The 19,055-nt window shown below is 48.3% G+C and carries 28 protein-coding genes; 24 read left to right on the top strand and 4 right to left on the bottom strand.

The features are described from left to right. The first annotated feature begins 10 nt into the window (after nucleotides 1-10). From CWI84_RS11115 to alr, 10 genes are all read left to right on the top strand, one after another. Nucleotides 11-451 (top strand): hypothetical protein, encoded by a 441-nt coding sequence (locus tag CWI84_RS11115; protein ID WP_126842663.1) that lies wholly within the window; start codon nucleotides 11-13, stop codon nucleotides 449-451. Between the two features lie 145 nt (nucleotides 452-596). Beyond that, a complete protein-coding gene (gene rpsF / locus CWI84_RS11110) occupies nucleotides 597-947 on the top strand; it encodes a 30S ribosomal protein S6 (RefSeq protein WP_126842662.1) in 351 nt (116 codons plus the stop codon). A gap of 11 nt (nucleotides 948-958) precedes the next feature. Beyond that, nucleotides 959-1,270: a primosomal replication protein N gene (gene priB / locus CWI84_RS11105; RefSeq protein WP_126842661.1), complete on the top strand. Its 312-nt coding sequence runs from the start codon at nucleotides 959-961 to the stop codon at nucleotides 1,268-1,270. 10 nt (nucleotides 1,271-1,280) lie between these two features. Further along, nucleotides 1,281-1,508, top strand: coding sequence for a 30S ribosomal protein S18 (gene rpsR / locus CWI84_RS11100; RefSeq protein WP_006956988.1), 228 nt, complete (start codon nucleotides 1,281-1,283; stop codon nucleotides 1,506-1,508). A 41-nt stretch (nucleotides 1,509-1,549) separates the two neighbouring features. Then, nucleotides 1,550-2,002 (top strand): 50S ribosomal protein L9, encoded by a 453-nt coding sequence (gene rplI / locus CWI84_RS11095; RefSeq protein ID WP_126842660.1) that lies wholly within the window; start codon nucleotides 1,550-1,552, stop codon nucleotides 2,000-2,002. A gap of 126 nt (nucleotides 2,003-2,128) precedes the next feature. Beyond that, the gene (locus CWI84_RS11090) at nucleotides 2,129-2,677 is read left to right on the top strand and encodes an RNA polymerase sigma factor (protein ID WP_241968789.1); all 549 of its coding nucleotides are present in this window, start codon (nucleotides 2,129-2,131) and stop codon (nucleotides 2,675-2,677) included. Next, entirely contained in the window at nucleotides 2,664-3,173 is a 510-nt protein-coding gene (locus tag CWI84_RS11085) for a hypothetical protein (protein WP_126842659.1), read from the top strand. Before CWI84_RS11090 ends, CWI84_RS11085 begins: the two co-directional genes overlap by 14 nt. 17 nt (nucleotides 3,174-3,190) lie before the next feature. Then, nucleotides 3,191-4,186 carry a DUF4097 family beta strand repeat-containing protein gene (locus CWI84_RS11080; RefSeq protein ID WP_126842658.1) on the top strand — a complete coding sequence of 332 codons (996 nt, stop codon included), beginning with the start codon at nucleotides 3,191-3,193 and terminating at the stop codon, nucleotides 4,184-4,186. Nucleotides 4,187-4,325: 139 nt separating this feature from the next. After that, complete coding sequence (gene dnaB / locus CWI84_RS11075; RefSeq protein ID WP_126842657.1) at nucleotides 4,326-5,720, top strand: replicative DNA helicase; 1,395 nt, start codon at nucleotides 4,326-4,328, stop codon at nucleotides 5,718-5,720. Continuing rightward, on the top strand, nucleotides 5,720-6,829 hold the full coding sequence (alr, locus tag CWI84_RS11070) for an alanine racemase (protein WP_126842656.1): 1,110 nt from the start codon (nucleotides 5,720-5,722) through the stop codon (nucleotides 6,827-6,829). Before dnaB ends, alr begins: the two co-directional genes overlap by 1 nt. Here the strand turns inward: alr and CWI84_RS11065 are convergent. The 4 genes from CWI84_RS11065 to zur form a co-directional block, all read right to left on the bottom strand. Continuing rightward, nucleotides 6,799-7,266 carry a chemotaxis protein CheX gene (locus CWI84_RS11065; protein ID WP_126842655.1) on the bottom strand — a complete coding sequence of 156 codons (468 nt, stop codon included), beginning with the start codon at nucleotides 7,264-7,266 and terminating at the stop codon, nucleotides 6,799-6,801. The genes alr and CWI84_RS11065 overlap by 31 nt on opposite strands. A gap of 43 nt (nucleotides 7,267-7,309) precedes the next feature. Continuing rightward, entirely contained in the window at nucleotides 7,310-7,825 is a 516-nt protein-coding gene (locus CWI84_RS11060; protein ID WP_126842654.1) for a DUF6702 family protein, read from the bottom strand. A gap of 1 nt (nucleotide 7,826) precedes the next feature. Next, entirely contained in the window at nucleotides 7,827-10,166 is a 2,340-nt protein-coding gene (locus CWI84_RS11055; protein WP_126842653.1) for a M1 family metallopeptidase, read from the bottom strand. 103 nt (nucleotides 10,167-10,269) lie between these two features. Continuing rightward, complete coding sequence (zur, locus tag CWI84_RS11050) at nucleotides 10,270-10,713, bottom strand: zinc uptake transcriptional repressor Zur (protein WP_126842652.1); 444 nt, start codon at nucleotides 10,711-10,713, stop codon at nucleotides 10,270-10,272. A 148-nt stretch (nucleotides 10,714-10,861) separates the two neighbouring features. On the opposite strand from zur, the gene dusA reads away from it, so the two are divergent. The 14 genes from dusA (at nucleotide 10,862) to rpsQ (ending at nucleotide 18,887) form a co-directional block, all read left to right on the top strand. Then, nucleotides 10,862-11,821, top strand: coding sequence for a tRNA dihydrouridine(20/20a) synthase DusA (dusA, locus tag CWI84_RS11045; protein ID WP_275540943.1), 960 nt, complete (start codon nucleotides 10,862-10,864; stop codon nucleotides 11,819-11,821). 209 nt (nucleotides 11,822-12,030) lie between these two features. Continuing rightward, nucleotides 12,031-12,294, top strand: coding sequence for a hypothetical protein (locus CWI84_RS11040; protein ID WP_126842651.1), 264 nt, complete (start codon nucleotides 12,031-12,033; stop codon nucleotides 12,292-12,294). Between the two features lie 172 nt (nucleotides 12,295-12,466). After that, a complete protein-coding gene (locus CWI84_RS11035) occupies nucleotides 12,467-13,675 on the top strand; it encodes a dipeptidase (protein ID WP_126842650.1) in 1,209 nt (402 codons plus the stop codon). A gap of 248 nt (nucleotides 13,676-13,923) precedes the next feature. Continuing rightward, complete coding sequence (rpsJ, locus tag CWI84_RS11030; protein WP_008488677.1) at nucleotides 13,924-14,235, top strand: 30S ribosomal protein S10; 312 nt, start codon at nucleotides 13,924-13,926, stop codon at nucleotides 14,233-14,235. Nucleotides 14,236-14,273: 38 nt separating this feature from the next. Beyond that, nucleotides 14,274-14,912 (top strand): 50S ribosomal protein L3, encoded by a 639-nt coding sequence (gene rplC, locus CWI84_RS11025; RefSeq protein ID WP_126842649.1) that lies wholly within the window; start codon nucleotides 14,274-14,276, stop codon nucleotides 14,910-14,912. Nucleotides 14,913-14,930: 18 nt separating this feature from the next. Then, nucleotides 14,931-15,536, top strand: coding sequence for a 50S ribosomal protein L4 (gene rplD / locus CWI84_RS11020; RefSeq protein WP_126842648.1), 606 nt, complete (start codon nucleotides 14,931-14,933; stop codon nucleotides 15,534-15,536). Continuing rightward, entirely contained in the window at nucleotides 15,533-15,835 is a 303-nt protein-coding gene (gene rplW, locus CWI84_RS11015) for a 50S ribosomal protein L23 (RefSeq protein WP_126842647.1), read from the top strand. The genes rplD and rplW overlap by 4 nt, the downstream gene beginning before the upstream one ends. A gap of 15 nt (nucleotides 15,836-15,850) precedes the next feature. Further along, nucleotides 15,851-16,675, top strand: coding sequence for a 50S ribosomal protein L2 (rplB, locus tag CWI84_RS11010; RefSeq protein WP_126842646.1), 825 nt, complete (start codon nucleotides 15,851-15,853; stop codon nucleotides 16,673-16,675). Nucleotides 16,676-16,686: 11 nt separating this feature from the next. Beyond that, a complete protein-coding gene (rpsS, locus tag CWI84_RS11005) occupies nucleotides 16,687-16,965 on the top strand; it encodes a 30S ribosomal protein S19 (protein ID WP_026860408.1) in 279 nt (92 codons plus the stop codon). 13 nt (nucleotides 16,966-16,978) lie between these two features. Further along, entirely contained in the window at nucleotides 16,979-17,311 is a 333-nt protein-coding gene (gene rplV / locus CWI84_RS11000) for a 50S ribosomal protein L22 (RefSeq protein WP_126842645.1), read from the top strand. A 10-nt stretch (nucleotides 17,312-17,321) separates the two neighbouring features. Then, nucleotides 17,322-18,008, top strand: a complete 687-nt coding sequence (gene rpsC, locus CWI84_RS10995) for a 30S ribosomal protein S3 (RefSeq protein ID WP_126842644.1) — start codon at nucleotides 17,322-17,324, stop codon at nucleotides 18,006-18,008. Nucleotides 18,009-18,019: 11 nt separating this feature from the next. Then, nucleotides 18,020-18,433, top strand: a complete 414-nt coding sequence (gene rplP / locus CWI84_RS10990) for a 50S ribosomal protein L16 (RefSeq protein WP_126842643.1) — start codon at nucleotides 18,020-18,022, stop codon at nucleotides 18,431-18,433. After that, nucleotides 18,433-18,624: a 50S ribosomal protein L29 gene (gene rpmC, locus CWI84_RS10985; RefSeq protein WP_126842642.1), complete on the top strand. Its 192-nt coding sequence runs from the start codon at nucleotides 18,433-18,435 to the stop codon at nucleotides 18,622-18,624. Before rplP ends, rpmC begins: the two co-directional genes overlap by 1 nt. Then, complete coding sequence (gene rpsQ, locus CWI84_RS10980) at nucleotides 18,624-18,887, top strand: 30S ribosomal protein S17 (RefSeq protein ID WP_126842641.1); 264 nt, start codon at nucleotides 18,624-18,626, stop codon at nucleotides 18,885-18,887. Before rpmC ends, rpsQ begins: the two co-directional genes overlap by 1 nt. Nucleotides 18,888-19,055: the final 168 nt, after the last annotated feature.

Here is a 19,055-nt window from a genome sequence, read left to right as displayed (position 1 = left end):
GGGCAGTTTCATGTCTTGGGCAAAAATAAAACCTCTGCTCATTGCTGTGGCGTTAATTGCCTTAGCGTGGTTGGCTTGGATGCCAGATTGGCAAGCGCAGAGTTTTAAACGCTCGACTAAACCTTTTGTGGCGCTTAGCGTTACTGCGCAGCAGCCAGAGTTGCAATATAGTCGCGAGGTAATGGAAGATATCCGTAACCGTTTAGCGGTGCGCCACGAGTGGATTGTGGACCCTGAAGCACCGCACTGGAAGATTGCGGTAGCGGTCTCGCAGGAACAAGCGGCTGGCGCTAAAACCCCTGTTAGTATTGTCGCTAAGTTGTTTTATGACGGCCAGTTACAGCAACAGTGGCGTGTCCAAGGCAACATGTCCGCGGCTAACGAATTGGCGTCACGCGCGGTGAAGTTACTGACCACCGCAGTAAGCAACGTCGACCCGGCTTTCGAATAACCGCGATTTCTTGCATTTGCCGCTTTGATTCGATAGAATCGCGCGGCTTAAATCAGCCTTTCTCATTTTGTTTTTTGAGTTCCTTGCTTCTATGTCAGTGCGGCTGAGCTGAAAAGAGGCTTTTTAAACCAAAAGGAAACCCGTAATGCGTCATTACGAAATCGTATTTATGGTTCACCCGGACCAAAGCGAGCAAGTCCCTGGTATGATCGAGCGTTATAGCGAGACCATCAAGCAGGGCGGTGGCAGCATCCTCCGTCTCGAAGACTGGGGTCGTCGTCAATTAGCTTACCCAATCAACAAGCTGCACAAAGCGCACTATGTTCTGATGAACATCGAAGCAACAGCAGAAGTGGTTGAAGAGCTTGAAACTGCATTCCGTTACAACGATGCAGTATTGCGCAACTTAGTGATGCGTAAGAAAGAAGCTATCACTGAGCCTTCGCCGTTAAACAAAGCGAAGGATGAGCGTAAAGGTGAGAGCGAAGCGGCTTAAGCGCTTCAGTTATGGACCAGCACGTTAACCAAATAAGTATTGCAGGCACACTGTGTAAACCTGCGAGGTTACGTAAAAGTCCAGCCGGAATTGAACATTTGTATGTGCTGTTAGAGCATCGTTCGCAACAACCTGAAGCCGGATTACTGCGGCAATGTTATGTGCGAATTCAAGTGATTCATAGCGGTGATCACCTTGAGCATTGGTTAGAAAAATTGACGGTGGGTTGTGAAATTGAAGCGCGGGGTTTTCTTCATCGCCATGAAGATAGCAACGGTTTAGCTAAATTAGTTTTACATGCCCAACACCTAGTTAAGAAATAAGGAGGCCATCATGGCTCGTTTTTTCCGTCGCCGTAAGTTTTGCCGCTTTAAGGCAGAAGGCGTAAAAGAAATCGATTACAAAGATATTGCTACGCTGAAAAACTATATCACTGAATCAGGCAAGATCGTTCCTAGCCGTATTACTGGAACGTCAGCGAAATACCAACGTCAGTTGGCGCGTGCTATCAAGCGTGCTCGCTATTTGTCATTGCTGCCTTACACTGATTCACATCAGTAAGCCGGCATTCGGTTCGATTACCAAGCGTAGAGGTAGCGAAAATGGAAATCATTCTTTTAGATAAAATTGCCAACTTGGGTACTTTGGGCGACCAAGTATCTGTTAAATCAGGCTATGCTCGTAACTTCTTATTCCCAAATGGGAAAGCAGTTCCAGCAACTAAACAAAACATCGAGTTGTTCGAACAACGTCGTGCAGAGTTAGAAGCGAAAATCGCTGAAGACTTAGCAAAAGCGCAAGCACGTGCTGACAAGTTGAACGCTCTTGAAGCCGTTGTTATCGAGTCTAAAGCCGGTGACGAAGGTAAATTGTTTGGTTCAATCGGTACTCGCGATATCGCTGATGCAATCACTGCAGCAGGCGTACAAGTGAAGAAGAGCGAAGTACTTATGCCTCACGGTACTATCCGTGAAGTTGGTGAGTTTGAGCTTGAATTGCACGTTCACGCTGACGTATTTGCAACAGTGACCATCAAGGTTGTTGCTGCTGCATAATTGTCACGTAACCGTGATAAGAAAAAGCTGCCCTCGGGCAGCTTTTTTTTTGCTCGCAGTAAACCTTGTGATGAGTGCCGGCAACTCATACAGTAAAGGCGCCCAGATTGAGGAATAGGAGACCAGTTGTTGCAACAACTTGATACCTCGGTAGATCACGAAGACAAGGATATCGCACGAGCTATTGCCGGTGACGTGAATGCGTTTCAGCGCCTGTATCAAACCTACGTCGGTAAAGTGTATGGATTGGTATTAAGGCTCTGCGGCGACCGTAGCCAAGCCGATGATATGGTGCAGGAAGTCTTTATTCAGTTATGGCAGAAGTTGGCGAACTTTCGCGGTGATTCGAAATTTAGTACCTGGCTGCATGCGGTCGCCACCAACGTCACCTTAACTGAATTACGTAAGCAAAAGCGCTGGTACCAGCGCATCATCAAAGCGGGCCAGCAAGTCCAGCAAGAGGCCGATAGTGGTGCGATGGACTTGTCGGAGCTTGATAGATACGTAATGAAGCTTCCGGATCAAACGCGCTGGGTGTTCGTTCTGGCGGCACTGGAGGGAATGCGGCACGAGGAAATCGCTGACCAGTTGGGTATTGCCGTGGGTACCAGTAAAGCACAATTACATCGTGCAAAACAATTAATAGAGGAGTGGGCTAATCATGACGCAGCGTAAAACACTAGAGCAATTGTTGCAGCAGCATCAGCAGCAAGCGGCGCCGGCTCCGAATAAAGATTTATGGCAGGGCATTGAGCATGCTTTAGTCAGGCAGCCTCAGGGCAAAGCCAACGCAAGCTCTGTAACAAAGCCATGGTTTGCTATTGCCGCATCAATATTAATGGTAGCGGTGCTGGTGAGCCAGTGGTGGCCAAAGAATACTACGCAGCAACCGCAAACGATTTATGAGTTAGCGCAACAGTTAAATCAGACTCAGGACCAGCAAGTGGAATTGATTAAAGCTCGCTTTGAAGCCGCCGGCTATAAAGCACCATCTGGAAATTTTGCGGAATCGTTGGCGAACTTACAACAGGCGCGGAAACAAGTGACAGAGTCATTGATGAAGTCACCGAACGATAGAAGCTTATTAGAAATGTTGCGCTGGGTGAACCAGCAAGAATTGAAACTTTTAGACCAAGCGTATGCCAAGCAAAGTCGCTTGCAACAGTTATAAATAGTAGGAGAGTGGCGATGAGAGATTCAATAGCAAAAGCTAAAACTGGATGGTTAGTAGGTGTTCTTTGCCTAGCACTCAGCGCGATATACAGCGTAACCGCAGCTGCACAAGAGAGTGTGGACAAACACCTTAGCGTAAGTAGTGACGTAAAAGTGGTTGTCGAAAATGTTCGCGGTAAATTGGTCGTACAACCCGGTGCCGATGATGATGTTCATGTTCAAGGCACATTGGATGAAGACACCAAAGAGTTCATCTTCAAACAAAGCGGTGACACGGTTTACCTTAAAGTTAAAATTAAACAGCAAAGTGGCTGGCACAACTGGGGCAACAGCGATAAGCGCGGCTCTAATTTAACGCTCACCATTCCTGCAAGCGCTAGTATTTCAGTGCAGGGCGTCTCTATGGATACCGAAATCAACGACATCAAAGGCGGTACTTCGATCGAGTTAGTTAGCGGCGATGTCCGGGCGAGCCAGTTAGCCAAACAGGTGAGTTTGAGTACTGTTAGCGGCGATATTCATAGTGTCGACATGCGTGGCGATGTGCGCTTAGAAAGCGTTAGCGGCAATATCGAAGACACTGGCTCAAGCGGTGACAGCGGTGAGTATTCAGTCGTTAGTGGCGACCTCAATATCAGTTCACAGATGCAAGATGTCATTTTACAAAGTGTCTCTGGTGATATTCGAGCTTCCCTCGGTAGCGTTAAAAAGCTAGAGCTATCGACCGTCAGTGGCGATACCAGCGCAGAGTTCACCTTGCTCGATGGTGGTGATATTGAGGCGTCGAGTGTTAGCGGTGAAATGACGTTGAATTTTGTTGGTGAGGTAAATGCCGCATTCGATATTAACGCTAATGCAGGTGGTGACATCCAAAATATGCTGTCGAGCGACGAGCCGCGAGAGGCCAAGTACGGACCTGCTAGTTCGCTTGAATTCAGCGTCGGTAACGGCAGCGCCAGCGTTGATATCAATACGGTGAGTGGTGACATCCGAGTTCGGCCAGCAAAATAATCGCATTCCCAACCGTACTGGCCCTCTGACTTTTGAGAGGGCCTTTTTTTGGCTTTTCGCCACCGATTTGCTTTCAACTCAGCAGTGCTTTTTGTATAGTCGTAAGGATTTATTTTCGGACTCAGTAAGTGATTCATTAATGGCTGAAACAGCAAAAAAGACCGACGCAAAAGTGGCGGAAATACGCAGTGCGCCGCACTCCATCGAGGCTGAACAATCAGTGTTGGGTGGCTTAATGCTGGATAACGAGCGTTGGGATGACGTTGCTGGCAAGGTCATTGCTGATGATTTTTATCATCGTGCCCATCGAATGATTTTTGCTGCCATGCAATATTTGGCCGAACGCAACCAACCGATCGATTTGGTTACCGTATCAGAAAAGCTTGAGGCCAGTGATCAACTTGAACGGGTGGGTGGCTTTGCCTACCTCGGCGAAATTGCGAAAAACACTCCGAGTGCAGCCAATATTCTCGCTTATGCGGATATCGTTCGGGAACGTGCCGTGGTTCGCGAAATGATTGGTGTGGCAAACGAAATTGCTGAGTCTGGCTACGATACTCAAGGTCGCAGTAGTCACGAATTGCTCGATTTAGCCGAGAGTAAAGTCTTTCACATTGCCGAAAAACGGGTGTCTGGAAGCGAAGGACCTAAAGGCATTCACAGCATCCTATCGAGCACCATTGACCGCATCGAAGCGCTTAGTAAAACCAAAAATAACAACGGTGTCACCGGCGTATCCACTGGCTTTCATGACCTAGACCGGAAAACCGCTGGGTTACAGCCATCTGACCTGGTCATTGTTGCGGCGCGTCCGTCTATGGGTAAAACCACGTTTGCCATGAATTTGGCGGAAAATATAGCGCTTAACCATGATAAGCCGGTGTTAGTTTTTAGCTTAGAGATGCCGGCTGAACAGCTGATGATGCGGATGTTGGCTTCACTTAGCCGAGTGGACCAGACCAAAGTTCGTACTGGACGGCTAGAGGATGATGACTGGGCACGTATCGCCTCAGTCATGAATATGCTGAACGAACGTAATAATCTCTATATCGACGACAGTTCTGGACTCACCCCGACTGAGGTGCGCTCTCGCGCACGCCGGATTCACCGACAACACGAAGGGTTATCAATGATCATGGTGGATTATCTGCAATTGATGACAGTACCAGGGATGTCAGAAAACAGAACCTTAGAGATTGCCGAAATTTCACGCTCATTAAAGGCACTAGCAAAAGAATTAGAAGTGCCCGTGGTCGCGCTTTCGCAGTTAAACCGCTCGCTCGAACAACGTGCCGACAAACGACCGGTTAATTCAGACTTGCGTGAATCAGGCTCAATTGAGCAGGATGCCGACGTCATCATGTTTATTTATCGTGATGAAGTCTACCACCCTGATAGTGCGCAACAGGGCTTGGCAGAAATCATTATCGGTAAACAACGGAATGGTCCCATCGGCGCTATCGAGCTGAAATTCCATGGTCATTTATCGCGGTTCGATAACTTTGTTCGAGCCGAAGACGATGAGCGCTACTAATGCGCGGAGCATGGGCAGAAATCGACATTGCGGCATTAAACCGTAATGTCCAAAGACTGCAGGAACGGGCACCGGCCAGCCAAATTCTGGCTATCCTTAAGGCCAATGCCTATGGCCATGGCTTAATCGAGATCGCCAAGCACATTCAAGGCGTGGGCGCCATCGGTGTTGCCCGCGTGGGAGAGGCTATGCGGTTGCGCGAAAATGGCTGCCAGCTTCCGATTGTGCTGTTGGAGGGTTTTTTTTCCGCGACGGAATTGCCGCTGTTGGCCGAATATCAGTTACAGCCGGTGATTCATCAGCAGCAACAACTGCAACAGTTCTTAGGGTACCGGTTCAACACCAACATTCCGGTTTGGTTAAAAGTCGACAGCGGCATGCACCGTATTGGCCTAGACCCAGAATTCGCGGCACAGGCCTACCAGTCCTTGTGTGAGCACCCAGATGTCGCTGAGGCTCCGGTGATCATGAGCCATTTTGCCTGCGCTGATGAGGCAAATCACCCGTTAAATATGAAACAGCAACAAGTCATGCAGACCTTAGCCAGCTTGTCACCTGTGCGTAGCTTCGCCAATTCTGCCGCAATCGTTAACTTCCCAGCATGGCAGCAGCAGTGGGTTCGTCCTGGTTTGCTAATGTATGGCGTATCACCTATTCGCAGCGAGTCGAGCGAAAGCTTAGGGGTAACACCAGTGATGACCTTGAAGGCCAGTATTATTTCTGTGCGTTCAGTTAAGCAAGGAGAAAGTGTAGGGTACGGCAGCGCTTGGACCGCTAGTCGGGATACCCAAGTGGGAATTGTCGCTATCGGCTATGGTGACGGCTATCCGCGTCATGCGCCGAACGGTACGCCAGTGCTAATTAATGGGCATCGCTATGGTTTGGCTGGCAGGGTCTCGATGGATATGTTAGCGGTAGAGCTTGGCCCGGGCAGCGCTGTAAAGGTCGGTGATACGGCGATTTTGTGGGGCAAAGATGAGGCCTCGCAACAGCAGTTATCGGTCGATGACATTGCTGCTGCTGCCGGCACTATTTCTTATGAATTACTCTGTAATATGGCCCAGAGGGTAGAGTACGATTACGCTTTGTCGAAGCAAATTTCGATGTAAGCGTTACCCGCAATGTGGCTAAATGGCATGATGATTTTCGGACCATCTGCCTTGTGTGAGATGGTGTGCTCGCGACCAGAAACAACAATCGGTGTTGCCATTTCAAAGTCATAACCTTTTTCACCTAAGCTTTTTTTCGCTCCACCGGTGACCATATTGGTGATTTCACCGACCATGTCACACACCTCTTCATTCAGTGACGTCGGTCGCTCGCCGAGCATTTTATACATAATTTCTATGGCCAAGTTCTCTTCAAAGGACACAGAAAAGGAGCCTTTTAGTTGTGGCCCTACCATGCCAATGATGCCTGATACGTCGCCTTTAGCGACGTCATTTTTTTTCACCATTGGGCTACCCGGCTTCAGTTCCATTTGTGCCATCATTGATAATACATTGCTTAATGCTTGAAGAAACGGGTTCACGAATTCCGCATTCATATCTAGTCCTTTTAGGTCGTGAGATTCAGTGGTTGTCAGCATTTTATTGTTTTTGTTGTTTGCCAGTGTAGCACGTTAGCGTCGCACTATCTTTTTGATTGGTTAACGCCACTGTACCGTGATAGCTCGGTGCCGCATAGTCAACATTATTGACTTGTGGAGGGAAAGCATTCATCAATAAACGATTACGTACCTGCCAGCCGCATGGATCTTGCTTGCCTAGCACTTCTTGATAAATCCAAATATTTTGGTAATCGGCTTCCATTCCTACCCAAGATAAGTCTATGTTGTTGCCGTCAGCATCTTGTACGGAGAAGTTTTCGTTTACCCATTTATGGATTTTTTCACGCGCGTCAGGTTGGTCTAGACGAAAGTCCTTTTGGTACTTTTTGGTCATTGCTAATTGCACATCGTGCAACGCGTATTGATGAATGATCTCGGTGTTACCGGTGTGATCGTTAACGCTAATTTCCACCATCCCAAAAAAATAGCGATGAGCTGCCGCAAGTAGCGGCAGCCCCATCGCTAGGAGGATGGTTAGGCGTTTAAGCCATGCCATATTAGTCCTCATCTTCGATCGATTTTAGCTCTTCGTCGTAGTCTTCCATCATGCTGTTCTTGCCGCCCCAAACACCTCGTTTGTACAGCTCGATACGTGAAGGAATCACACGTTGTGGCCAATAGTTATTGCTGAGGTCGGTATCCGCAGTCTCCCAGTTAGGATCAACGATGATTTCTTTGATCTCTTTGTCTGTCATGATCATTTTTGATACATGGTCAGGAGAACGGCGCCAGATCTCTGCTGGAATACGCATGTGCTCTTTAGAGCCATCGGCATATTTAATATCCAACAAGATTGGCATGACCAAGCCACCTTTGTTCGAGAAGTCGACAACGTAGAAGTTAGTGTCATCTTTCAACATTGCTTTCTGTTCATCAGTAAGGTCTGCAAGAAGTTTGTTGTACTCGTTGCGATCCGCATTGGTCACAGTGTATTCATCGTGCTCGTTGTAGAAGTCACGAAGTTCTGGCTGTTGACCAACAGTGGTCGGCATACCTTGATTGCGATGCGCAGTAATAGTGATTGGTTCGCGTTGGTCCTGCTCACGTTTCCACGCTTTCTCCACTTCAGGATCCTGCGTGTTGACGTTGTATAGGTGAATGTCATCAATCGCGATATCTACGTGGTCGGTAGTATAGAACCAGCCGCGCCAGAACCAATCAAGATCAACACCTGATGCGTCTTCCATGGTGCGGAATAAATCGTCTGGCGTTGGACGCTTGAACTTCCAGCGGCGCGCATATTCACGGAAAGCGAAGTCAAATAATTCGCGACCCATGATGGTTTCACGCAACACGTTCAATGCAGTGGCTGGTTTACCATATGCGTTATTACCAAACTGCAGAATAGACTCTGAGTTTGTCATAATAGGCATTTGGTTTTGGCTAGCCATGTAGCGAACGATGTCGCGCGCATGACCGCGATCAGACGGGTAGTTTTCTTCCCAACGTTGTTCCGCTAGGAACTGCAGGAAGGTGTTGATACCTTCGTCCATCCAGGTCCACTGACGTTCGTCACTGTTAACCGTCATTGGGAAGAAGATGTGGCCGATCTCGTGAATAATCACAGAGATAAGTCCGTACTTGGTACGCTTCGAATAGTATTTTTTACCCGTATCTTCGTCAACGTAAGGACGCGGACCGTTGAAGGTGATCATTGGGTATTCCATACCACCAACAGGACCGTTCACAGAGATGGCGACCGGATAGGGGTAATCGATACTATAGTAGCTATAACTCTTAATAGTGTGGATGACCGCTTCAGTAGAATAGCGTTCCCAAAGAGGGTTACCTTCTTTTGGATAGAATGACATCGCTAATACATCAACGCCGCCATTCTTATAACCTTTTGCGTCCCAGATAAAGCGACGTGACGAGGCCCACGCGAAGTCACGAACGTTATCGGCTTTAAATACCCAAGTTTTGGTATCGTCTGTGCCTTCTTTTTCGTTTTCGATCGCTTCTTCTTCCGTCACAATTTTAACTGGCTTATCAGCAGTACGTGCTTCTGCTAAACGCGCGCGTTGAGTGCGGGTTAAAACGTCTTCAGGATTTTGTAATACGCCTGTTGCTGCAACGATATGGTCAGCAGGAACGGTAATCGCTACGGTGTAGTCACCGAACTCAAGCGTGAACTCACCGCTACCAACAAATTGCTTATTCTGCCAGCCGTATACGTCATAGTAGGCTGCCATGCGTGGGAACCACTGTGACACTTCGTACAAATAGTTATCGTCTTCTTCAAAGTACTCGTAGCCACCACGACCACCTAATACTTTTTGTTCAACGATGTTGTACTGCCAACTAATGTTAAATTTGGTCTGCTCACCCGATTGTAGTGGTTCTTTCAGGTCAATACGCATCATTGTACCGTTGATTACGTAGTGATAGTCGTTGCCATTGGCATCACTCACGTCAGTAATCTTGTAACCAGCGGGGAATTCAGAGGCAGTTTTCATTGACTCCATACCCTTGAAACTGACCTTATCTAGATCAGAGGTGGTACGAGTTTTATTACCGATTGAATCCTGACGGAAACGGTTTTGGTCTAATTGCACCCAAACATAGCGTAATGTGTCTGGAGAATTATTGTGGTAAGTGATGGTCTCACTTGCCGATAAACTTTGGTTTTCGTCATCAAGTTTAACTTTGATGTTGTAGTCCGCTTTCTGTTGCCAGTACTGATGTCCCGGCGCGCCAGATGCTGTGCGATAAACGTTAGGTGTACGTAACTTATCATCGCTCAGCTGGCGGAACTTATCGTCAAACGCCTGACCGTACGCAACGGTGCTAACCGTTAAAAGCGTAGCGGTTACGGCAAAGGCTTGTTTAAGTTTCATGCCAACGTCCTTCCCCAAATGGTATTGGTTGTTATAAGAGCAACCCAGTTATACCACAGCTAGGGCGTTGGACGAAGTCAGCTTTCGATAAGTGGAGGGAAAGTTAGGTTAAACGTTGGCAGTTTTGGCATAACCCATGTGCTTCGATGGTTTGCTCGTGTACGTTAAAGCCTTCGTTTTCGGCTTGTTGCTGCAACTTTTGATAGACCCCTTCGGACTGGATTTCTTGCACATCACCACAGGCGTCACAGATCAACATCTGCACTGGATGTTGGTGTTCAAAGTGGGAGCACAGCACAAACGCGTTGGCCGAAGAGATTTTGTGCACAAAACCTTGTTCCTGCAAAAAATCCAACGCGCGATAGATGGTCGGTGGCTTGGCATTGGGCATTTCTTGTTTGAGTTTGTCTAACAAGTCGTATGCACCAATGGCACCACTCTCGGCTGCTAACAGTGAAAACACTTCGCGCCGAGCTGGGGTGAGTTTTACCCCGCGTTTATCGCAAAGTTTTTCTGCTTTGCGAATCAATCTGTCGGTGTCTTGCATGACAACCTGCCCGTTAACCAGAAACCTGCCGAAAGCGGCAACTATAAGGTATCATTATAACGAGGCCATTGCGTGGTGACTACTGTCGCAGGACAAGATTGTGGTAAACTGCGGCGAAAGTCTTGAATGGATTGTTGTGGAGTCTCTTTTGCAGAAGCGAATTTCGCCGTTGTCGGTGGCCCCGATGTTGGATTGGACCGACCGTCACTGTCGTTACTTTCATCGGCTGCTCAACCCGACTGTGCTGCTCTATACCGAAATGGTTACCACTGGTGCAATTATTCACGGCAAGCAAGACTTTCTCGCATATAACTCAGCAGAACATCCGCTGGCGCTGCAGCTCGGGGGAAGCGACCCCGCAGCGATGGCTCACTGTGCAGCACTCGCCGAGCAGCGTGGCTATGACGAAATTAATATTAATGTCGGCTGCCCCTCAGACCGCGTGCAGAATGGCATGTTCGGCGCATGTTTAATGGCCGACCCCAAGCTCGTTGCAGACTGCGTTACGGCAATGAAAGCCGCCGTGGCGATTCCGGTAACGGTAAAGACACGGTTGGGCATTGATGAGCACGACAGTGATGAGTTTCTTTGGCGCTTCACCGACGCCGTGGTTGATGCCGGCGTAGATAGTTTAATTGTGCATGCTCGCAAAGCGTGGCTGAAAGGTTTGAGCCCAAAGGAAAACCGCGAAATCCCGCCGTTGCAATATGAGCGTGTGTACCAACTTAGGCAACGCTACCCCGAGCTGCCGCTAGCGATAAATGGGGGGGTTAAAACCGCCGCAGAAATTGCTCACCACCTGAACCATGTAGACAGTGTCATGGTGGGGCGGGAGGCTTACCAAAATCCGTGGTTATTGGCTGAGCTTGCAGACCAACAAGCGTCGCGAGAAGCCATCGCACGCAAAATGATCCCCTACGTTGATCAGCATATTGGCCAGGGTGGTAGAGCTTGGCACGTTGCGCGGCATATGCTGGGATTGTTCAGCGCGCAACCTGGCGGACGGCGCTGGCGGCAATATATTAGCCAACAAGGTCCACAAGCGCAGTCTGCGGAGCAACTTATTGAGGGTGCGCTACAATTCCGCGAAAGTGGTGAAAAACACTAAATCTACTGGTCAAAAACGCTAAAAAATGGTTTTCGCTTTTTTTATGAATGCACAGTAAACCGCTTTTTGTTCATCTGGAAAAATATTAAATCAATTAAAAACAATGGGTTATTGATATTTAATCAGTTTGGCACAACCTTTGTATTATCTCCTTCGACTACACAAACGCTCGTTATTGAGCATGACGAAAAGAAGCCAAGGAGATTACCATGAAAACATTATTCACTAGTGGCGTTGCAGCAACACTGTTAGTTGCCAGTTTTGGCGCCTCTGCACAGCAAGCCGACGAATCGCTATCTGCACAGTTTCAACAAGAACTCAGCTTAGCCTCAGCGGAATTGATGGAAACAACCAAAGCTGCGGTTACCCAAACCTTAGAAGAATGGGCGGATGACCTGATTGGCAGCGATGATGCGCAAGCGCAGTTAGCGGTTAAACCAGAATCAGCAACTGCTGAAAAGCCGCAATCATAAGGCGGTTCCCATGGCACAATGGATGATTTGGATGGCAATTGTGAGTCTCGCTCCAGTGGTTAGTACGGTTGTCGCTGGGGCGTTGATGAGTTGGGGATTAGGAATCGTTCGCCAGAACTAAAAGCTGTGCTACTCTGCTTGCAATAACAATCAATGAAATGCAGGTAGAACAATGAAAACCACACTCTCTTACGCCGCTTTGGTTCTGGCCTCTTCACTCTCGATCAACGCCAGCCATGCGCAGACTACGGAGCATCCCGCTTCTGAAAAAGCCAAGCAGCTCGCCCACGAATTTCTGCTGATCGATACCCACATAGATGTCCCTTATCGCATTAACGAGCACTGGGAAAATGTCGCGGAAGCGACAAAAGACGGCGATTTCGACTATCCGCGCGCAGTGGAAGGCGGTTTGAATGCACCATTTATGTCGATTTATATCCCAGCGTCTTATGAGCAAAGTGGCGGTAGCATTCAATTGGCAAACCAGCTTATCGATAGTATGGAAGCCCTAGTAGGGCGTGCTCCCGACAAGTTTGCAATGGCCTACAGTACCGACGATATCAAGCAGAACAAAAAGAAAGGGCTTATATCCTTGGCTTTGGGCATGGAAAATGGTACGCCAATAGAAGGCGACCTAAAAAACCTGCAACACTTCTATGATCGCGGTATTCGCTACATCACTTTAGCGCACTCACAGTCTAACCATATCGCTGACTCATCCTACGACATTCGTCGCCAGTGGCATGGTCTAAGCCCGTTTGGCAAAGAACTGGTAAAAGCAATGAATAAGACTGGGGTCATGGTGGACATTTCTCACGTTTCTGACGAAGCGTTCTATCAGGCTGTAGAGATATCGGCAACGCCGGTCATCGCCTCACACAGTTCACTACGCAAATACACCCCCGGATTCGAACGTAACATGAGCGACGATATGCTATTGGCGTTAAAAAAGAACGGTGGGGTGATTCAAATTAACTTCGGTTCGTCGTTCGTCGCCCAACAAGCTAACCGCTACGGCGATATGTTGGAGAAACGAATCGAGGCGGTGAAAAAAAAGTATGGTGAGGATTCGGCTGAAACCCAGCGCCGTATTGAAGAACTCAAAGCGAATAACCCATACCCCTACGCAACCCTAGAAGATGTGCTGGACAACATTGACCACGTGGTGCAACTGATCGGTATTGACCACGTTGGGGTAGGCTCCGATTTCGATGGTGTTGGAGATTCATTGCCGGTTGGCTTGAAAGATGTTTCTGACTATCCAAACTTGGTCCAAGGGCTACTGGACCGAGGTTATAGCGATGCAGATATTAAACAGATTCTAGGTGGCAATTTAATGCGGGTTTGGGAAGCTAACGAAGCGTACGCCAAAACCCACTAAATTCCGCTGTAGGCGTTGACATTAGGCCGCGGAAGCGTATAATTCGCGGCCACATCTCCTTATCAAGATTGTTTTCAAGATAGTAGGTGTGACGCATCAGGGCTTCGTAAGTAACTGATGCACAACAACAATTCCGATTGGGAATTGAATGGTTTGTCGTAGATTATCGCTCGCCCGGTATGTGCCAGGGTGCTCGCGATTTTCTGTGCTCTTTTTTAAATGCTCTTTTTATTGAGGCTTTGATTTTTATGGCTAATCAAAGAATTCGGATTCGCTTGAAAGCGTTCGATCACCGTCTGATCGACCAGTCAACGGCTGAGATCGTTGAGACTGCGAAGCGCACTGGTGCTCAGGTACGTGGTCCTATCCCACTGCCAACGCGGAAAGAACGCTTCACCGTACTGATTTCACCACACGTCAACAAAGACGCGCGTGACCAGTACGAAATCCGCACCCATAAGCGTCTAATTGACATCATGGACCCAACAGACAAAACCGTAGACGCTTTGATGCGCCTCGACCTTGCTGCGGGCGTTGATGTTCAAATCAGCTTGGGTTAAGTGGGCAGTAATAGGATTACACACGAGAGGTTTTAACAATGGCTATAGGTCTAGTCGGTCGTAAAGTGGGAATGACGCGTGTCTTCCAAGAAGACGGCGCTTCTGTTCCTGTTACTGTGATCGAAGTGCTGGCTAACCGGGTGACTCAGGTTAAAACGGAAGACACCGACGGTTATCGTGCCCTTCAAGTCACCACAGGCGAGAAAAAAGCAAGCCGTGTCAGCAAGCCTTTAGCGGGTCACTACGCTAAAGCAGGCACTGAAGCAGGTCGCGGTCTGTGGGAATTCCGTTTGGAAAATGGTGAAGGCGAAGATTACGCAGTAGGTTCGGAAATCACTGTTGAAGTTTTAGCTGAAGCTAAGAAAGTTGACGTTACAGGTACATCGAAAGGTAAAGGTTTTGCGGGTACCGTAAAACGCTGGAACTTCCGTACTCAAGACGCGACACACGGTAACTCACTATCACACCGTGCACCGGGTTCAATCGGTCAAAACCAGTCACCAGGTAAGGTCTTTAAAGGCAAGAAAATGGCTGGTCAAATGGGTAACGAGCGCGTAACCGTTCAATCTTTGGACGTTGTACGTGTTGATGCAGAACGTAACTTGTTATTGGTCCGCGGTGCGGTACCTGGCGCAACAGGTGGCGACGTGGTCATCAAGCCCGCGGTCAAGGCGTAACGTCTGAGGAGAATAGTGATGGAATTAACATTGAAAGACGCAAAAGGCGCTCTTGAGGTTTCCGAAGCTACCTTTGGACGTGAGTTTAACGAAGCGCTTGTCCATCAGGTAGTAGTCGCTTACGCAGCTGGTTCGCGCCAGGGCACTAAAGCTCAAAAAACGCGTTCAGAAGTTGCTGGCGGTGGTAAGAAACCATGGCGTCAAAAAGGTACGGGTCGTGCTCGTGCAGGGACTATCCGTAGTCCAATCTGGCGTTCTGGTGGCGTGACGTTTGCTGCGAAACCGCGCAACCACGCACAGAAGGTTAATAAGAAAATGTACCGCGGTGCAATCAAAAGCATCGTTTCTGAACTGATTCGTCAGGATCGTTTAGTAGTGGTTGAAAACTTTGGTGTGGATTCACCGAAGACTAAACAACTGGCTGCAAAACTGAAAGCGATGGATCTTAACGACGTATTGATCGTTGCAAAAGAAATCGACGAGAACTTGTTCTTGGCGTCTCGCAACCTTCATAAAGTTGACGTACGTGATGTTCAGGGTATCGATCCAGTCAGTCTGATTGCTTTCGAAAAAGTATTGATGACTGCGGATGCAGTGAAACAGCTTGAGGAGGTGTTGTCATGATGCGCGAAGAACGTTTGCTGAAAGTGATTCTAGCACCTCACGTTTCTGAGAAGTCGACTACGACTGCCGAAGAAAACAACACTGTTGTTTTCCAAGTAGCAATTGACGCGACTAAAACAGAAATCAAAGCGGCTGTCGAAAAGCTGTTTGAAGTTGAAGTTGAAAATGTTCGTACCGTTAAAGTTAAGGGTAAAACAAAACGCACTGGCTACCGCTTCGGTAAACGTAGCGACTGGAAAAAGGCGTATGTTTCTCTTAAAGAAGGTGCTGACATCGACTTCGTTGGCGGCGCTGAATAACAGGAGGATATATCAATGGCTGTAGTTAAGTGTAAGCCTACATCTCCGGGTCGTCGCCACGTTGTTAAAGTGGTGGGACAAGACCTGTATAAAGGAAAGCCTTACGCACCGTTGCTGGACAAAAACAGCAAAAGCGGTGGTCGTAACAATGGTGGCCGGATTACGGTTCGTCACATTGGTGGCGGTCATAAACACCACTATCGTTTGATCGACTTCAAACGCGACAAAGACGGCATTCCTGGAAAAGTTGAACGGATTGAATACGATCCGAACCGTACTGCGAATATCGCATTGGTTTTGTATGCTGACGGTGAACGTCGCTACATCTTGGCTCCGAAAAACTTGAAAGTGGGCGACAAAGTCCAATCAGGTCCTGACGCGCCAATCAAAATGGGTAACACCTTACCTTTGCGCAACATCCCAGTGGGTACAGTTGTTCACGCAATCGAAATGCAACCTGGTAAAGGTGCACAGCTAGCACGTTCTGCTGGTGCCTATGTTCAGGTGCTAGCGCGTGACGGCGCTTACGTGACTGTACGTTTACGTTCAGGCGAAATGCGTAAGATCCTAGCTGAGTGTCGTGCAACCATCGGTGAAGTGGGTAACGCAGAACACATGCTGCGTCAATTGGGTAAGGCTGGTGCTAAGCGCTGGCGTGGTGTTCGTCCTACCGTTCGCGGTGTGGCAATGAACCCAGTTGATCACCCGCACGGTGGTGGTGAAGGCCGTACTTCAGGTGGTCGTCATCCTGTAACGCCTTGGGGTACTCCGACCAAGGGCTACAAAACCCGTAAAAACAAGCGTACCGATAAGTTCATCGTACGCCGTCGTAACAAGTAAGAGGATTTACCATGCCACGTTCTCTTAAAAAAGGTCCATTTATAGACCTTCACCTGCTAAATAAGGTGGAGAAAGCGTTGGAAGCCGGGGATAAAAAGCCAATTAAAACTTGGTCCCGTCGTTCAATGATTATTCCAGATATGATCGGCTTAACTATTGCCGTTCACAACGGTCGTCAACACGTACCGGTTTTTGTGAGCGACGAAATGATCGGTCATAAACTGGGTGAGTTTGCACCAACCCGTACTTATCGCGGCCATGCTGCTGATAAGAAAGCGAAGAAACGGTAAGAGGTAGAGAGTGATGGAAGCTATTGCTAAACACCAATTTGCCCGCGTTTCAGCGCAAAAGGGCCGGTTGGTTGCTGACCAGATTCGCGGTTTACCAGTGGCTAAAGCCCTGGATATCCTTGCGTACAGTCCGAAAGACGCGGCTGGCTTGATCAAGAAAGTCCTTGAATCAGCTATCGCTAACGCGGAACACAACGAAGGCGCAGACATCGATGAGCTTAAAGTTGCGCGTATCTTCTTAGATGAAGGTCCGACGATGAAGCGTATCAAGCCTCGTGCGAAAGGCCGTGCCGATCGTATCTTTAAGCGCACCAGCCACATTACTGTGGTCGTGTCAGATAGCTAGGAGATAAATTATGGGTCAGAAAGTACATCCTAATGGTATTCGCCTAGGTATCTCCAGACCATGGAATGCAACCTGGTATGCGAATACAAACGAGTTCGCTGATAACCTGCATAGCGACTACCAAGTACGCAAGTTCTTGACCAAAGAACTGAGCAACGCTTCGGTATCGCGCATTGTTATCGAACGTCCAGCGAAAAGCGTACGCGTTACTATTCACACCGCTCGTCCGGGTGTGGTGATTGGTAAGAAAGGTGAAGACGTAGAGAAGTTGCGTAAGGCAGTGCAAAAACTGACTGACGCCCCTGCTCAAATCAACATCTCAGAAGTGCGTAAGCCTGAGTTAGATTCTCAGTTAGTTGCTGACAACATCGCTGGTCAGTTGGAACGTCGTGTAATGTTCCGTCGCGCAATGAAACGTGCTGTACAGAACGCGATTCGTTTAGGCGCTAAAGGTATTAAAGTGGAAGTTAGTGGCCGTTTAGGCGGCGCTGAGATCGCACGTACCGAATGGTACCGTGAAGGTCGTGTACCACTTCATACGTTGCGTGCCGACATCGATTACTCAACGGCAGAAGCGAATACCACTTATGGTATCATCGGCGTTAAAGTTTGGATCTTCCGTGGTGAAGTATTGGGTGGCTTGCCTACCGAAGAAAAGCCAGCAGCTCCAGCGAAGCGCCCAAAAGGCCGTAAGTAAGGAGAGACGATATGTTACAACCTAAGCGTACTAAATTCCGTAAGGTTCACACCGGTCGTAACCGTGGTCTGGCGCAGTCTGGTAACAAAGTCAGCTTCGGTACTTTCGGTTTGAAAGCGGTTGACCGTGGTCGTATGACTGCGCGTCAAATCGAAGCGGGCCGTCGTGCGATGACTCGTCACGTTAAGCGTCAAGGTAAAATCTGGATCCGTGTATTCCCAGACAAGCCGATTACCAAAAAGCCATTAGAAGTTCGTATGGGTAAAGGTAAAGGTAACGTGGAATACTGGGTTGCGCAGATTCAGCCAGGCCGTGTTTTGTATGAAATGGACGGCGTGTCTGAAGAGTTGGCGCGTGAAGCGTTCCGCTTGGCGGCACGTAAGTTGCCATTTAAAACAACCTTTGTGACTCGGACGGTGATGTAATGAAAGCAACTGAACTGAAAGAAAAAACCGTTGAGCAGCTGCAAGAAGAGTTGTTGAACTTGCGTCGCGAGCAATTTAACTTGCGCATGCAGGCGGCAACTGGCCAGCTGAGTCAGACTCATATGATGAAACAAGTACGTCGCGATATCGCACGTGTGAAAACCATCTTAAACGATAAGGCAGGTGCGTAATGGCTGAAGAAAAACGTGTTCGTACCCTGCAAGGTCGTGTCATCAGTGACAAAATGGACAAGTCCATTACTGTAGCTGTAGAGCGTCGTGTAAAACACCCTATCTATGGGAAATACATCAAGCGCACTACTAAGCTGCACGCTCATGACGAAGAAAACCAGTGCAAAATGGGCGATACCGTGATTATTCGCGAAACGCGTCCAGTTTCTAAGACTAAGTCTTGGGCGTTGGTTGAAATCGTAGAGCGCGCTGTGATCGTCTAAGCGCAGGTCTATAACAAACGACAAAAAAGCTCCCGTTGCGGGCAATGCTGATCAGTTAAGAAATAATTTAGCGATCCATTGACCGATCAAGTGGAGCTGTCAAACTCCAGTGATAGTAACTGTCACTGGAGTTTTTTTATGTCTCTCAGCCGCGCGCTACGCGATTCA

This window comes from Idiomarina tyrosinivorans, from assembly GCF_003987475.1.
Classification (GTDB): Bacteria; Pseudomonadota; Gammaproteobacteria; order Enterobacterales; family Alteromonadaceae; genus Idiomarina; species Idiomarina tyrosinivorans.
The sequence above is the reverse complement of the archived record's forward strand: the minus strand, read 5'-3'. Positions and strand labels throughout refer to the sequence as shown.